The sequence below is a fragment of the Clostridium sp. CM028 genome (assembly GCF_030585565.1).
GTDB classification, from domain to species: domain Bacteria; phylum Bacillota; class Clostridia; order Clostridiales; family Clostridiaceae; genus Clostridium_AD; species Clostridium_AD estertheticum_B.
Genome location: NZ_CP077766.1, coordinates 2,908,399 through 2,924,586, shown reverse-complemented (window position 1 = coordinate 2,924,586; position 16,188 = coordinate 2,908,399). Strand labels below are relative to the sequence as shown.

General features: G+C 31.0%; 16 protein-coding genes. 4 read left to right on the top strand and 12 right to left on the bottom strand.

Annotated features, from left to right (window positions below):
- Positions 1 to 70: 70 nt before the first annotated feature.
- From KTC94_RS13780 to KTC94_RS13745, 8 genes are all read right to left on the bottom strand, one after another.
- Entirely contained in the window at positions 71 to 418 is a 348-nt protein-coding gene (locus KTC94_RS13780; protein ID WP_071614469.1) for a type II toxin-antitoxin system PemK/MazF family toxin, read from the bottom strand.
- Positions 378 to 698 (bottom strand): CopG family ribbon-helix-helix protein, encoded by a 321-nt coding sequence (locus KTC94_RS13775; RefSeq protein WP_165412526.1) that lies wholly within the window; start codon positions 696 to 698, stop codon positions 378 to 380. Before KTC94_RS13775 ends, KTC94_RS13780 begins: the two co-directional genes overlap by 41 nt.
- A 159-nt stretch (positions 699 to 857) precedes the next feature.
- Positions 858 to 2,018 carry an alanine racemase gene (alr, locus tag KTC94_RS13770; protein ID WP_216302615.1) on the bottom strand — a complete coding sequence of 387 codons (1,161 nt, stop codon included), beginning with the start codon at positions 2,016 to 2,018 and terminating at the stop codon, positions 858 to 860.
- Positions 2,019 to 2,050: 32 nt separating this feature from the next.
- Positions 2,051 to 2,665, bottom strand: coding sequence for a germination lipoprotein GerS-related protein (locus tag KTC94_RS13765; RefSeq protein ID WP_220320121.1), 615 nt, complete (start codon positions 2,663 to 2,665; stop codon positions 2,051 to 2,053).
- Between the two features lie 141 nt (positions 2,666 to 2,806).
- Complete coding sequence (gene acpS / locus KTC94_RS13760; protein WP_220286167.1) at positions 2,807 to 3,205, bottom strand: holo-ACP synthase; 399 nt, start codon at positions 3,203 to 3,205, stop codon at positions 2,807 to 2,809.
- 351 nt (positions 3,206 to 3,556) lie between these two features.
- A complete protein-coding gene (locus tag KTC94_RS13755) occupies positions 3,557 to 3,910 on the bottom strand; it encodes a DUF6514 family protein (protein ID WP_165412522.1) in 354 nt (117 codons plus the stop codon).
- Positions 3,911 to 4,468: 558 nt separating this feature from the next.
- Entirely contained in the window at positions 4,469 to 4,927 is a 459-nt protein-coding gene (locus KTC94_RS13750) for a small multi-drug export protein (protein WP_220320122.1), read from the bottom strand.
- A gap of 49 nt (positions 4,928 to 4,976) precedes the next feature.
- Positions 4,977 to 5,867, bottom strand: coding sequence for a DegV family protein (locus tag KTC94_RS13745; protein WP_220320123.1), 891 nt, complete (start codon positions 5,865 to 5,867; stop codon positions 4,977 to 4,979).
- A 271-nt stretch (positions 5,868 to 6,138) separates the two neighbouring features.
- Here KTC94_RS13745 and KTC94_RS13740 point away from each other — a divergent pair, with 271 nt between their 5' ends.
- Complete coding sequence (locus KTC94_RS13740; protein ID WP_220320124.1) at positions 6,139 to 8,691, top strand: FAD-dependent oxidoreductase; 2,553 nt, start codon at positions 6,139 to 6,141, stop codon at positions 8,689 to 8,691.
- A 65-nt stretch (positions 8,692 to 8,756) separates the two neighbouring features.
- Here the strand turns inward: KTC94_RS13740 and KTC94_RS13735 are convergent, their stop codons facing one another.
- A complete protein-coding gene (locus KTC94_RS13735) occupies positions 8,757 to 9,650 on the bottom strand; it encodes an N-acetylmuramoyl-L-alanine amidase (RefSeq protein WP_220320125.1) in 894 nt (297 codons plus the stop codon).
- A 229-nt stretch (positions 9,651 to 9,879) separates the two neighbouring features.
- Here KTC94_RS13735 and KTC94_RS13730 point away from each other — a divergent pair, with 229 nt between their 5' ends.
- Positions 9,880 to 10,023: a hypothetical protein gene (locus tag KTC94_RS13730; RefSeq protein WP_216302609.1), complete on the top strand. Its 144-nt coding sequence runs from the start codon at positions 9,880 to 9,882 to the stop codon at positions 10,021 to 10,023.
- A gap of 242 nt (positions 10,024 to 10,265) precedes the next feature.
- Here KTC94_RS13730 and yidA read toward each other — a convergent pair whose 3' ends face one another.
- On the bottom strand, positions 10,266 to 11,090 hold the full coding sequence (gene yidA, locus KTC94_RS13725; RefSeq protein ID WP_220286172.1) for a sugar-phosphatase: 825 nt from the start codon (positions 11,088 to 11,090) through the stop codon (positions 10,266 to 10,268).
- Positions 11,091 to 11,348: 258 nt separating this feature from the next.
- Between yidA and KTC94_RS13720 the strand changes: the two genes are divergently transcribed.
- Both KTC94_RS13720 and KTC94_RS13715 read left to right on the top strand, forming a co-directional pair.
- Positions 11,349 to 13,520, top strand: a complete 2,172-nt coding sequence (locus KTC94_RS13720) for a diguanylate cyclase (RefSeq protein WP_220320126.1) — start codon at positions 11,349 to 11,351, stop codon at positions 13,518 to 13,520.
- A 276-nt stretch (positions 13,521 to 13,796) separates the two neighbouring features.
- Positions 13,797 to 14,243, top strand: a complete 447-nt coding sequence (locus tag KTC94_RS13715) for a ferritin-like domain-containing protein (protein ID WP_216302605.1) — start codon at positions 13,797 to 13,799, stop codon at positions 14,241 to 14,243.
- A 3-nt stretch (positions 14,244 to 14,246) separates the two neighbouring features.
- Here the strand turns inward: KTC94_RS13715 and KTC94_RS13710 are convergent, their stop codons facing one another.
- Both KTC94_RS13710 and KTC94_RS13705 read right to left on the bottom strand, forming a co-directional pair.
- Positions 14,247 to 15,128: a DMT family transporter gene (locus KTC94_RS13710; RefSeq protein ID WP_216302604.1), complete on the bottom strand. Its 882-nt coding sequence runs from the start codon at positions 15,126 to 15,128 to the stop codon at positions 14,247 to 14,249.
- Between the two features lie 136 nt (positions 15,129 to 15,264).
- Positions 15,265 to 16,077 (bottom strand): hypothetical protein, encoded by an 813-nt coding sequence (locus KTC94_RS13705; protein WP_216302603.1) that lies wholly within the window; start codon positions 16,075 to 16,077, stop codon positions 15,265 to 15,267.
- Between the last annotated feature and the right edge of the window lie 111 nt (positions 16,078 to 16,188).

Here is a 16,188-nt window from a genome sequence, read left to right as displayed (position 1 = left end):
TAAATCTCGCTTCAATGCATTATACGTAATATATACTTTTTTTTGCGTATAAAACTATTTATTATTTATTTTATAACCCTACACTAATTAAAAGCGCAGTATCTACTTTTTTCATATCTCCATCAGTCATATGACCAATTTTTTCTTTTAATCTTTTTTTATCTAATGTTCTTATTTGTTCTAGCAAAACTACAGAATCTTTATTTAATCCATACTCTTCTGAAGAAATTTCAACATGAGTAGGGAGTTTCGCCTTATTTATCTGGGAAGTAATAGCTGCAATAATAATAGTGGGACTGTACTTGTTACCAATATCATTTTGAAGTATAATTACAGGTCTAATCCCGCCTTGTTCCGAGCCTACAACCGGGCTCAAATCAGCATAAAATATATCTCCTCTTTTTACTATTGTTGTCATTTGACAAATCACTCTCCGAAAGCTTAACTTCGTATTCTTTAAAATCTTTAATATCAATTTCAAAACCCATATTAGCCATTTCTAAATTTAACTCAGCCATTTCTAAATATCCTTGTTTCATTTCATCTATATATTTAAGATTTTTCTTTCCCTCGATATATAGTATTATAGCTTCCCGAATAAATTCACTTCTTTTTTTACAATCTTTCGAAAGTATCTTATTAAATTCACTGTAAAGTTTTTTTGAGAGGTTTATTACTAATTTCTTTGAAGTTGACATAGAAAATTTAATACCTCCTAATAAGTAAAGCAACAATATGTATGAATATATTATAATTCAACCTACGTCAATCTGTCAAAGAAATTATTCGCGTTTTCGTTTTTTTTCGACAAGTAATTTTATGTTTAAATGGTTCATTCTACATATAATGCATGAATATTATACATATGTTTTTATCTTTACAACTCTACCTTCACTAACATAAACTCTTGGAACTCTTTTTCCAATCATGCAGATTACTTCGTAGTTTATCGTCCCTATTAATTCTGCTACTGTGTCTGCTGTAAATTTATTATTTTCATCCTCACCTATTAATATTACCTCATCGCCAATTTTGGCTCCATCAATTTCAGTAACATCAATCATGCACTGATCCATACAAATTTTACCTATTACTGGAGCGAATTTCCCCCTCAATATAACCTTTCCCTTTTGAAATAAGAGCCTTGTATACCCATCAGCATATCCAATTGGAAGTGTAGCTATAATACTTTCCTTCTCTGTTTTATACTTTCTTCCGTAACTCACATATTCTCCAGCAGGTAGTGTTTTTATGTGCACTACATTTGTTTTTAATGTCATTACAGGTTTTAAACTTATGTTTTCCTTATTTACCTCGCCTGACGGATAATAGCCATATACTATTATCCCTGGCCGCACTGCCTCATAATGAGTTTCTGGCAAATCTATAATAGCAGCACTATTAGCAATATGCCTCATTTTTATGTACACTTTTTTCTCTTTTAACTTTTCATAAAAAGCGTCGTATTTTTTTACTTGATCATAAGTATAGGTCTTATCTTTTTCATCCGCTGTAGAAAAATGACAAAATAACCCTTCTATGATTATGTTAGGTAGCTTGCTGATATTATATACCTCTTCAGCGCTTTCCTCATTTGGTAGATACCCTATCCTCCCCATACCGGTGTCTACCGCTATGTGAATTCTAGCTACCTTATTTTTCTTTTGAGCCATCCTCGAAAGCTTGCTTGCAAATTTATAAGAGAATACTGTTTGTTCAATATCATATTTCAATAAATTATCAATTAAATTTGGTGGTGTAAACCCCAAAATCATTATTGGGCATTCTATACCTGACCGCCTAAGTTCCACCGCTTCACTTTGCTCTGCTACAGCTAATCTATTGGCACCATTTTTAATGAGTACCGGTGCTACGTCTACAGCTCCATGCCCATAGGCATCTGCTTTCACAACCGCTATAATATTCTCACTTCTAGCTACCCGCCTAATTTCTCTCATATTATGAGCTAACTTATCTAAATCAATCTCTGCCCACACGGGTCTTAAGTGTTTAAACATGCCTTCACCTCATTTGTTATTTATAGCTAACACTACCGAACTGAAAGCTCTGATTGTTCAATTTTTACGTTAGGAAGAAAATCCTTATATTTTATCTCAATTTTTTCTTTATCATTGATATCATAAATAACCATTCTAGCTGGCAACATACTTTTAGTATTAACATAGAGCAATGCCTTATTAATATTTTTATTATTACCAGGGATAAATAAGTTAATTACTGTGTATTCAATACCATTAATGGTTTTGATATCATATTCTATTTTCTCATTAGTATATAATAATCCTATGTATTCGCCGATAAAACTTAATTTAAGGACTTCATCAAAATCTTTGCTCTGTACATACTTTGTTCCATTGTTTTTGTCACTAATATAAATTTTATCATCAGCTTTAAAAATAAATACTCTGTTTTTGTTTAGCTCTAGCTTGTATCCGCTTCCCCTTAAATAGGTTTGTCTTGCCTTATAATTAATTGTCTGTTTATCATTCTTTACATCCATATTCATTTGTGTAGTATAACTTTCCATGTTTTTTAAAAATGTTGTAATATCATTAGTATCCTTTGGTTTCTTATAGCATGAAGTTAATAATAGCGAGCTTAAAATCAGCAAAAAGCTTAAAATTAATAGTGAATTTCTTTTCATTGTTATCCTCCTAGCGTTTCTCTAAAGATGCAAAAGAATTTTCAATTGTTAGATATCTAACGAAATATTCTACTATTAATCTATTACTAATAGTTGCATACTATTACTAAAATAACTAATTCCAATGAATAATGCCCGTCTCTACTTACAAACTTCTTCAATCTTTTTTGTAGCTTCCACTATAGCATAAGCCACAGCACTGTCTTCCCCATGAGATATACTAAGGTGAATATTGTATTCTCCTTCTTTTTTAGCTATTAACTTTGCCTTCCCTTTTAAGCTCACTACAGGCTTTCCAAGAGTTGTCCTGTCAATTTCAATATCTTTAAAATCAAATCCTCTAAATCCTGTCCCTAAAGCTTTTGCTACTGCTTCTTTAGCAGCAAACCTTCCGGCCACATATTCTGCCCTTAAATTTCTGCTTTTAAGATATTCTAATTCAACTGTTGTGAAGATCTTCTCTAAAAACTTCTCATTGCTCTCCATAGCCTTTTTTATCCGTCGTATTTCAACAATATCAGTACCGACACCAAGAATCATAACCATCACTCCCACTCATTGATCTATATTTATAAGTTTAGTTTTTGTATTTCGTAAAATACAGCTGTTAATTTTATCATTAGATATCTATATATAATACTCCTACTACAACAATAATATAATACAATTTTGATTATTTATTGTACTAATTGATCTATTATTTTATTTTTACAATAATTATAATATTGTCATCATTAAAAAATTGTTATACTAAGAATATATAGTTTTCAGCTGCATTGTTCTTTTGGAGTAATTTTATAACAGTCTCATAACTTTCCATTGTAAACCAAAAAGAGGAGCATTCTCCTCAGGAAGAGGTTCAGTTTCCTCATATGTTAGACTAATTAAATATTAGCAAGTAGCTATATTTTTCAAAATCTCATCAAAGTCACTAGTATATTCATCAATATAATCACCCAATATGTCAATCATGTGAATAGGTGATACCGTATTGTCATATAACATTTTTAAAAGATTCTTAACTTTATGTCTTTGTGGGCTTATGTTTTCTACGCAATCTCTTTGTATACCTACCACTGATCCATCAACTATGTCTTGTCTTTCTATTTCAATACCATAAGCTTGTATTTCAGTAAGTTCACCATACATTGAAACGGAAATTTGACTTTTTACTAACCTATAAAAATAATTATGGTTTACATCACCATCTGTTACTTTTCTTAATAAATTCTCTATAACTACCATATATGTTTTCCCCCTATACTTATGTTATGAGAATACATTAACATTACTTTTCAAAATAATCTGTCACTTTATGAAATGCGTTTCACATATATTATCTCTTTAAAATGACAACTTAAACCTTTTCCACCCATAATGCCACGATTAATAAAGAATAGTAAACCATCCACATATATATGAGCTAGATTATTTTGTCGAAATTATAATAAAAATAACTAAAAGTTTTTAATATAAAATAGAATATTTTTTAACAAATTAGAACTATTCTTTATAATCGCCTTCATTATTATGAAAATTATGATTATAATGTAAACATTTGTCATGATAATCAGGCATTCTATTCACTATTTTCTCTATTCTTTAATTTCATTACGTTATTTGTATTTTTTTCCTTTATTCTCTTAACCATTTTATATCTATAAGCCCCAATTGATTTTCATAAATATTCCAATATTTATAATGCTGTAATAACTACAGTACACTCATCTTTACTATAATCCTCAATAAAAATAAATAACCCCTTACCAATAGGTAAGCTACCTATTGGTAAGGGATCATAATTTATAGCATCTTTAAAAACGCTGGGAATGCTACAGATAATCCTGTAATAATAAGTCCACATAGAAAAGATCCTACAACAGCACACATGACAGATCTTTTAAAATCCAACTTTAAAAAAGCAGCTATCGCAGTCCCTGTCCAAACGCCTGTGGTAGGAAGAGGTATCGCTATAAAAGTTATAAGCGCTATTTCTTCAAACTTTTCAAATTTAGATTTGTTCTTGCTTATTTTTTTATCAATTAGGTTATATATTCCACTAGTTAACTTATATTTACCTAACAATTCAAATATTTTATTAAAACATATCAATACAAAGGGAACCGGAAGCAAACTTCCAACAAAACTTAATAGGAATACTACTATTGGATTCATATTGTACACATTTATTCCAAGAGGTATAGCCATTTTCTGCTCAATAAGAGGCACTGCGGATAACAATAATACATTTAACCAATTCATATAAACTCTCCTTATTTATAAATTATCTTCGTAATTATTTTTCAAAATTTTAAATATCTATTACGTGATGTTGTCTGCTCTCACCGATGAAAAACACTGCCAGAGCCCCTGGGCCACTAAATCTTCCAACTACTGGTCCGATATAATGAATAATTACTTCTTTAACCACAACCTTTGCGAGTATTTCCTCTTTAAGTCTTACAGCTTCATCATAACAATCTGCATGACAGATAGCTATAGTTTGAGTTTCAGGATTTTTAATCTTCTCCTTCACTATTTCTGCAAGCTTAGTTAGAGATTTTTTACGCCCTCGAACCTTGAGTACTGGCATTACACGTCCGACCTGGTTAATAGTAAGTATAGGCTTTATATGTAGTACTAGCCCTAGGGTAGCCGCTACATTAGATATCCTTCCACCTCTTTTTAAAAAATTCAAATCCTGCACAGTGATGTAAGTATTTAAATTTTGTATGTTTTCTTCTATTTGGCATACAATCTTCTCCAAAGTGTAGCCTTCATTTTTCATTTCCACGGCTTTTTTAACCATAAGACCTTGACCCAGTGATGCTGTTAACACGTCAACAATATATATACACGAATTAGGGAACTCTTCTAATATAGCAGTTTTACCAATATTAGCACTGTTATAGGTGCCACTAAGGCCTGAAGACACTCCAATATAAATTACATCCTTACCATTTTCTACAGCTGATTTGAAAATTTTATAGAAGCTTTCAGAATTTGCTTGAGAGGTATTAGGTAATGCTCCCTCCCGAAGGTCATCAAAAAATTGTTTGTGACTTAGGCTTTGTCCTAAATCATCTAAGTACTCTCTACCATTGTAACTAAATGGCAACATAGCAAAAGGGATATTATTACCGTAAATGTATTCCTTGGGCAAATCACAGCAAGAATCTGTCATAATAACAAAATCTCTCATTTGCATTCCTCCTACGTTTTATATTAATCATATTCTGGCAACCTTTAAGAAGGAAAATACATCTTTTTCACATAAAAAAATGTTTTGCCATTTTTCTTTATAATTCTTCAAATTTGTTACACAATCATTTAAAAACTATAGCATAAAAAGCGTTTACTGTAAAATAAAATTGCTCTAAATTGGTAAATTGTTATTGCTTTCTAAATATTCCTATACTATACTTTATAGCAATAACTATTATTTTCGAATAGTTATTAAAGGAGCGATATAAATGAATGCATTAGAAGTGACAAAGGATATTTACTGGGTAGGTGCACTAGACCCTAATCTTAGAATTTTTGATATAATTATGTATACCCCTTTTGGTACTACTTATAACTCTTATGTAGTAAAAGGTAGTGAAAAAACTGCAGTATTTGAAACGGTAAAAGAGAAATTTTTTGATGAATATCTGGAAAGATTAAAATCTTTAGACATTAATATAGAAAACATTGATTATATAGTAGTAGATCACACTGAGCCAGACCATGCAGGCTCAGTAGGAAAACTTTTAGAAATTGCTAAAAACGCTAAAGTAGTAGGATCACCTGCAGCAATTGGATTTCTTAAAGAAATCATAAATAGAGATTTTGAATATATAAGTGTAGGAGATGGGGATAGTATAAGTCTTGGAAATAAAACCTTATCTTTTATTTCAGCACCTTTTCTTCACTGGCCAGATTCAATTTATACCTATGTTGCACAAGACAAGCTACTTATCACTTGTGATTCCTTTGGAAGTCACTACGCAAGTGATGCGATGTATAATGATTTAAACCGAAACCAAGAAGATTATTACGAAGCCTTAAAATATTACTTTGACTCTATTATGGGACCCTTTAAACCTTATGTGTTAAAAGCTATAGATAAAATAAAGGACCTGCCAATAGATATAATATGCCCAGGTCATGGTCCTATTTTAAGAGAAGATCCCTTAAGTGTCGTAAATCAATACAAACAGTGGAGCCTTCCCGAAAAATCACCCCAAGACGAAACACAGGTTACCTTATGCTACGTTTCAGCTTATGGTTATACTGAAACTGTAGCTAAAAAAATAGAAGAAGGTATAAAATCCAATAGTAATTTCAAAGTTAACATGTATGATGTTATCTATCATGATATGAATGATATTTTAAAAAGCATAGGTAAGTCTGAGGGAATAATTTTTGGTTCTCCTACCATAAATGGAGACGCTCTAAAACCTATATGGGATATTTTAGTAAATTTAAATCCTATAGTTCATGGTGGAAAAGTAGCCTCCGCATTTGGTTCTTATGGTTGGAGTGGTGAAGCTGTTCCAAATATAGAGGATAGATTAAAACAAATTAATCTAGATTTATATCCTTCTATGAAATTTAAATTTAAACCTTCTGAAAAAGATTTAAACTTTGCCTTTAAATTTGGAGAAAGTTTTGCGGAGAAAATAGCTGAAAAAATTAAAATAAAAAACAGTCCCGCTAAACCTTCTACGGAGAAACGATGGAAATGCATCGTTTGCGGCGAAGAATTTGATGGAGAGAAACCACCTGAAATTTGCCCTGCTTGTGGTGCAAGTGCTGATCAATTTATTCAAGTATCAGAAGATGTAATTACCTTTAGTTCTGATAAAAAAGAAAAATTCTTAATTATTGGTAACGGCGCTGCTGGATATTATGCTGCTGATGCCATAAGAAAAAGAAACAAACAATGCGTTATAGAAATGATATCTAATGAATCACAATTAACCTATTACAGGCCTTCAATTTCCGATGGCATAAGTGAAGACCTTAAAGATGATACTTTCTACCTCTCTCCAAAAGAGTGGTATGTGGATAACAATATAAAGCTTACCTTAGGAGTGCAAGTTCAAAGCTTAAACCCTGAAGAAAAGCAAATATTACTTGAGGGTGGTACCGCTATAAGTTACGATAAACTAATATTAGCAAATGGGAGTAAAAACCATATGATTCCTGTAGAAGGAGTAGATAAACAAGGAGTATTCACACTGCGAAGTCTAAAGGATTTAGAATCCATTAAGAATAAGATGAAGACCTCCAAAAGCGTAGTTATTGTAGGTGGTGGACTTTTAGGTCTTGAAGCTGCATATGAAATAAAAAAGGCTGGCCTCAAAGTTTCAGTAGTTGAATTTAGTGATTCCCTACTTGTTAAGCAATTAGATAGTGAAGGTAGCCTTATACTTAAAACTGCAGTTGAAAACGAAAATATTGAAATTATATTGGGAGATTCAGTAAATCTTATAAACGGTGAAAACGGTGTTACATCAGTTACACTCAAAAGTGGAAAAACATTAGATGCAGACTTAGTACTATTTTCAACAGGTATTGCACCAAACAAAAACATAGCTGATAACACTAATATAAAAACTAACAGAGGCATACTAGTCAATGAAAATATGGAAACTAATATTAGTGGCATATATGCCTGCGGTGACATTGCAGAATTTGAAGGCACCGTATATGGAAATTGGCCTGCCGCTGTAGACATGGGTAAGATTGCAGGTATAAACGCAGTAGGAGATAATAAATCCTATGTGCACGCACTTGGTGTTATATCCTTTAACGCCATGGGCCTAGAACTATTATCTGTAGGTGAGATTTCAAAGAATCAATTTAAAGCTATTAGCTCGAAAGATAGTGAAAACAACCTATACAAAAAATTGTTCTTCAATAAAGACATCATAACCGGTGGAATTATAATTGGAGACAACAAATCCTCCGCCAAACTAATAAGTGACATTGAGGAGTCAAAATCACTTGAAGAAGTAATGAAGGAATCTTTGATCTAATAAGACAAAAAGGCACATATGACTTTACGGTCTTATGTGCCTTTTTTATTTTATTAATTATACTTTTACTTTAGTGCCTGATCAATACCCTCTGCCAATGCCCTTCCTATCTTATCTTGGTAAGAGTCACTTGCAAGCAATTTATCCTCAGAAGCATTAGATTGAAAACCCATTTCCACTAAAATAACAGGTACCTTAGACCAATTAAATCCTGTCATATCATTTCTTTCCACAACGCCTCTATCCTTCATACCAACCTTATTAATTAAACTACTAAAAACTATCTCTCCATATTTTTTACTTGTCTTATATATGGCATTTGTATTTTTAGTATCTGCAGGTACAAGCATTGATGCTCCTTTAACAGATGAATTATCATCTCCATCCGCATGGATTCTTATAACTAAATCCGCCTGATTATCATTGCCGAACTCAGCCCTTGCTTTACTTCCCATAACTATGTTGTTTTGCGTTTTAGTCATTTTTACAGTATATCCTTTTTCCTGTAGTACACTTTTGAGTTTAACTGCTACCGCCATATTAACCACGTATTCAGGAGTTCTTGTATTAACACCCTGAGCACCACCCGGTTCAATTACTTTCATTGTACTTGAACCTGGATCTTGTTGCTCTTTTTTGCTACTAGTAACACTGCCATGTCCTGGATCTATAACAACAACTTTTTGAGAACTTCCAATTGAGCTTTTCTTATCTTCATCAGTTTTAATCTGTGATTTTTTCTCTATCAAAGCTTTTGCTTTTGCTTCTTCGTTTGCTTTTGCTTCTTCTTCTTTTTTCGCTAATTTTTCTTCTTTAGCTTTAGTTAATGCTTCTTCTTTAATCTTCATAGTTTGTACAGATCTTTCATGTTTTTTTACGGCATAGTTTGTACTATATAATGCACCACCCAAAATAGCTAACCACATGAACGCTAATATTATTTTTTTCTTTTTTAACATTTTAAATCCCCCAGCCTTTCTCTGCATACAACAAAAAATATTATTGCTTATTTCCCCATTTACTTATTAACATAACCATAATTATATCAGATTAGCAGCTAAAATAAAAAAGCATATGTTCACTGTTATGTTTTGTACATTATATTCCAAAAATTTCATAGTATTACGACGAGCTAAAAAGCCTAAGATAATAACATTAGTAATCAAATTTTAAAAAGGAGGAATTTTAATGCCACACAAAGACGATATATATTACGATGAAGACCGTGATAAAATAGAAAAAGCTAATAAAATAGAGGATCTCCAGAACTTAGAAAAAGTCCTACTAGAACCGAGCGATGCCTTAACTAGCACTATAATATTGCATCATTAGAATAGGTCAGTAAATCAAGAGAAAAAACTGAAATATCTATACAAAAAAATAAAAAGCTAGCAAAATTAAATTTTGCTAGCTTTTTTATATTTGTTTAAATAAAGGGATTGGGTTCTAGCATTAACTTAGTCTCTTCCTTGGGGGGATAAAGATTATTAGTACTATATGTATTAGAAGTTTCTATAGTTTTATTGTATATTAATTTTGCCTATTTGTCAATAATTATTATTATTTAATATCTTTTATATCGCGAATTCTTCTTCGCCATTTAAAATGAACTTATTAATAATATGTGCAACCCCATCTTGCTCGTTAGTTTTAGTTATAAAATTTGCAGCTCTTTTAACTTCTGGGAATGCATTCCCCATAGCAACTCCTAAGCCGGCATATTTAATCATATGAATATCATTACCTGCATCTCCTATGCATATAACCTCTTCTTGTTTAATATTTAGCTCCTTCGCTAGAGCCGCTACCCCTGTACCTTTATTAACTGATTTATGAAGAAACTCTAAATAGAAAGGTGCACTTCTAACTATTGTGTACTTATCACTTACTTCTTCAGGAATTCTTTGCATTACTTCATCTATAATGTCTGGCTCGTCCACAAACATAACCTTAACTATAGTAGTACCTTCTTCTACATCCTCAACAGCTATTACCTCATTAGAAATATGATTCATTTCTGCTTCATTTCTAGTGTATTTAGTATCCTTAGGCGAAATTACCGTATTCTCTGTTAATGCATGTATATTCACCTTTAGCTCTTTGCTTAATTCATACAAATATTTATAATCTTCAATAGTTAATGTTGTTTTAGCTATCGTTCTGTTACCTTCAGTATTTTGAACTAAAGCTCCATTAAATGCTACTGCATAATTATCTTCTGAAATTAAGTTAAGTTCTTCTAAATATCTTTTAAACCCAACTAAAGGTCTTCCTGATGCTAGTACAACTTTTATTCCATTTTTTTTTGCTTGTTGTATTGCGTCAAAATTCACTTGTGAAATTTGTTTTTTATCATTTAATAATGTTCCATCCATATCTAGTGCTATTAATTTATACATTCAATTACCTCCGTGTTAAAAACATTTCTTAGACCAGTTTAAGTATAACATATAATTTTATAAGTAATGGATTTCATTCTCTATAAATTCTCCGGTAATTTTATATTCAAAATAACTAAATTCATATATTTATTATGAATTAAAGCATATCATACCGTTAAGTTTCATATAAAATAATGTCATTTTTACTATACTTAGGTAATATAATGACTATAATATGTAAAATAGCACACTTACACTTATAAGGAGGTTATATATATGATGCTAAAAAAAGAAAAACCATTGATTATTACTCTATCTATCCTTATTTTAGCAGCATTATTATATGTCGTTTTCTCCTTAAATAAATTGGCTACGCCCAATGCATCTTCAAATATTCCTTCACAAAAAGGAGTACTTGAACTTACAAATTGGGATTTTCATAAAGATGGATATACTTCCCTTGACGGGCAATGGCAATTTTACTGGCAGCAATTACTATCGCCAAAAGATTTTACTAATAATTCTCCCCTTCCCTCTTATATAGAAATGCCAATGCCTTGGAATAAATATAATAAAAATTATGATTCTAATGGTTATGCTACATATAGTTTAACAATAAATTTAAATTCAAAATATAAAGATACACTTTTAGGCATAAGTGTTCCTCCCATGTTATCTTCATATAAATTATGGATTAATGGACAGCTCTTTTCATCTAATGGTATTGTTGGCAAAAGTAGTTCTTCCGAGCTTCCTAAATCTCCTCCAATTACCAGCTATTTTATGAATAATAATGACAAAATACATTTAGTACTTCAAATTTCAAATCATAACTTTAGAGAAGGAGGTACCCGTGGCAATATTTATCTAGGATTGCAGTCCCAAATGGCGAATAAAAGAGATGCATCAATTGCACTTGAATTTTTTTACTTTGGTATACTGCTTATAATGGGCTTATATCACTTATGGTTATATGCTTTTAGAATAGATGATACTTCTAATCTTTATTTTGGTATTTTTTGCATAATTGCATCTTTAAGGGCCTTAACTGTTGGTAACAATTATTTTTTAACCTTATATGATAACGTAAGCTATAGCCTAGCTCTTAAACTGGACTACTTAACTTTCTATGCAGCAGTTTATTTTATACTTATTTACACATGCGTAGTTTTTAACCTAAATTACTCAAAAAAAATTATAATAATCTATAACTTTTTTTTCCTATTCTTTATAGTTACTACTGTTTTTATTTCCCCACTAATTGCTTCAAAACTCCTTAGGATATTTCAAATATTCAATAATTTAAATGACTATTCTTTATTAGGATTTTTCATTATCGTACTTTTAAATACTTTTATATTGGCAATGAATCATTCTAAAGCATATAAAAAAATCGAAACTTTATCTAAGGAAAATGAACAGTGTCTTTTAAGAGAGAAGCTTAGAGAATCTACCTTTCTTCTAAATTCAACCTTGAATTTAGAAGAAGTTCTAGATAAATTATTAAAAAATTTAAAACAATTAGTGCCTTATGACAGCGCATCATTTTTCATGGAAGAAAACAACCATTTCAATATTATGGCGGGAACTGGTTTCAAAAACATAAATGAGGTATACAAAATTCACATAAGTAAAAAAGATGATAAGCTATTTAAAGAAATATATGAAACTAATACTACTTTATTAGTTTCGAACGTTAAACAAGATCCACGTTTTACGCATTATATAGGTCTACCCAATATTGAAAGTTGGATGGGCATCCCTATAATCTTTAAAAATAAAATCATTGGAATCTTAACATTAGATTCAGTTCAAAAAAACATTTATACTAAGAATCACTGTGATATAGCCTTATCCTTTTCCCACCATGCAGGAATGGCTATAGAAAATGCTACCTTGCATGGCAAAGCTAAAAAGCTAGCTTGCATTGACTCTCTAACTAATTTGTACAACAGACGAAGTTTTTTTGAACTTGCAAATATAAGCTTTGATAAGGCTAAATTATTGCTACAACCTATTTCATTCATCATGATTGACATTGACGATTTCAAAAAAATTAACGATAGCCTAGGCCACCATACTGGAGACTTAGTTTTAAAACGTCTATCGAAAATTTGCTTAGAAAATCTAAGTGAAAATCATGTTTTAGGTCGTTTTGGGGGTGAAGAATTTATTATATTATTACCTAACACCTCCTTTGAAGGCGCTGAAATAATCGGAGAAAATCTGCGCAGTGCTATAGAAAATAATCCTTTAATTATTAGAACATCAGATTCAATACCTATCACCTCAAGCCTTGGAGTTGCTACACTTACTCCTACTGTTCAAGATTTGAATTATTTATGCATAGCAGCGGATAAAGCCATGTACCGAGCAAAGGCTCTTGGTAAAAATAAAGTTGTATCAATAAATTTGGACTCTAAGAGTAATTTATACACCGCTGAGTGAATTAGAAAAAAGTTATCCACATTGTTTTCCGCAAGTTGTTCCTATATCAGCTCAACAGACTCTTCATCTAACCCATTCATAGGTTCATTAAATAATCAAGATTTTTTATAAAGTTCATAACATTTTATCTACTGCTATACCAATTAATTATTTAACCATCAAACTTTTCTCCGTTTTTTTAGTAACAAATATCATACGTCCTTCATATTATGCATAATAGTGGTTTAACGATTAATAGTTGTTACCTACAACTAACTCACTACAAGGAGGGTTAAAATGTACGGAAATCCATATATTACGTATGATCCAAATTTATTATCAAACTCCTTAGAAGGTATTAGAGCAGCAGTTCAAGGTGAAAAAGAAGATGAATTGTTCTATGACTACTTAATAAGCGTTGCTCCTACAGACGATGAAAAAAAAATTATTGCCTCTATAAGAGATGATGAACGTGGACATAATAAAATGTTTAGACAAATATATAATAACATCACTGGAATAGATGTACTACTTAAAGACGATGAGGAATTTGTGAAACCTATTTCTTACCTTGATGGTATTAAAAAAGCATTATTTGGTGAACTGGGTGCTGTGGAAAGATATCGAGAAATCAGAAGAGGACTTCCATGTACAATGTATAGAGATATACTTTTCAACATTATAACTGATGAAATAAAGCATAGTGTAAAATACAATTATCTATTTACCTTAAACAAAAAATAACATTTACATGCTATCCCGCGCCCTTTGTCCCAATGTAAGGATTATTACTGAGAATAAAATTAATATGCATCCAATTACAATAGTAAAGGACAGCTTTTCACTTAGAATTATAACTCCAAGTATAATGCTTACTATAGGCTCTAAAGTGCTTAATATCGCAGCACTCGAAGGGCCTATTATTTTTATGCCCTTTAAAAACATCGTAAGAGCTAAAACTGTAGATACTAGAGCGATGCTACCGGAAGCTAAAAAACTATATGGCTTTATATTAAAATCTAATTGTCCATTAATCATGCCCATTATGAAAATTGACAGCGCAGCTATAAACGCTAAATAGAAAGTTAGTACAAACGTATCGATTTTGTTAACTTCACTATGTGCAACTCCAACAATATAATACGCATAGAAAAAACCTGAAATAAGAGCAAGCCAAACTCCTTTAAAATTTAATGAAGCGCTCCCACTGTCCACTAAAAGATATATTCCGAGCACTGATAAAATTAACGCTAAAATTTTACTTAAATGCAATTTTTCTTTGTATAAAATAACTGAAAAAGCTGTTACTATCACAGGGTAAACGAAATGTAGAATAGTAGCGAGTCCCACAGATATATAATTATATGATAAAAACAGCGCATAAGATGTGCCTGTATATCCTATAATCGACAAAAAAATAATGTGCATTAGCTGTGACTTGTTTAATTTAAAATCTTTTTTTGTAACAACTATGTAAAGTAATATTATTAAAGTAGCTATAAAGAACCTAAGAAATAACACTGTTGTTGCATTTGCTCCCCCAGTATAAGCTATTTTTGCGAGAATTGGCATAACTCCAAAAGCCGCTGAAGATACTACTGTATATATTATTCCATCTATCTTTTTCATTTGTTCACATCCCTTTCTTTATGTCTACGTATCATTCTATCACAAACAAAAAAAATAAAACTACCAAAATACCTCTAATGTATTTTGGTAGTTAAGTCTCTAGCTGCGAATATGTTGCAGCCTCCCAGAAGATTATTTAATTAGTAACTTCATCAATTATACTATTAATATAATTTAGTACTTCTTTCTTTTGTTCTATAGATTTACCTTTTACTTCTTCTATTGTACTCAGAATGTTGTTTGCTTGTTCTTTTTGCGTTTCATTCATATATTTAGTGGCACTTTGTATTTTTTGTTTTGCCGCTACTAATTCCTTATCTATATCTTCGTCGCTTGTCGTGTCAAGACCTTCAGATTGAGTTTTTGTTTCCTTAAATCCAACCGTTCCTATTATTTTATGATTTCTAATTACAAAGCTCTTTATCTTAATAGGAAGTATATCTGTTTTAATTTTTATTAGATTATCCTCAACATAAAAGACATCATTACTCTGCTTGGCAATTTGAGACATTATAAGTTCTTTAGGTAATGTTAGCTTTCCAACTTTAAAATTATCAGCAACGTATGTAATTTCACCATTAGAAACATCTAGCTTTCCCGTGGACGATAATAATAAATTAATATTCTTATAACTGAATGGAGCCTCAATCAAAATTTTATCATTTCCTATTTTTGTGTTAATTTCCTTAATAGTTATGTCTCCCTTACTTATAGGCTTTTTAAAATATAGATTAATCAACGCATTCATATTCTCTTGATTTATTGCAAATTGCCCACTTTTTAACAGTATGTCTTTTTCAAGTTCCTGTATAACATTTGTAGAAGCCGTTTTTTCAACTACTACTTCACCATTATATAATATCGAGCATGCAAAGATTGCCAGAGCCACGAGTAAAATAATTGGCACCCATATTAGTTTGCTTCTCTTTGATTTATTATTTCTAGCCATATTCCCCTCCTTAATCCCCTTTTACTTATATATGTTACCACAATTTCTATAATTCGGCACTTTAAATTAAATAATTAACAAATATTCTCTATTTAATTCTTAACCCTTTTC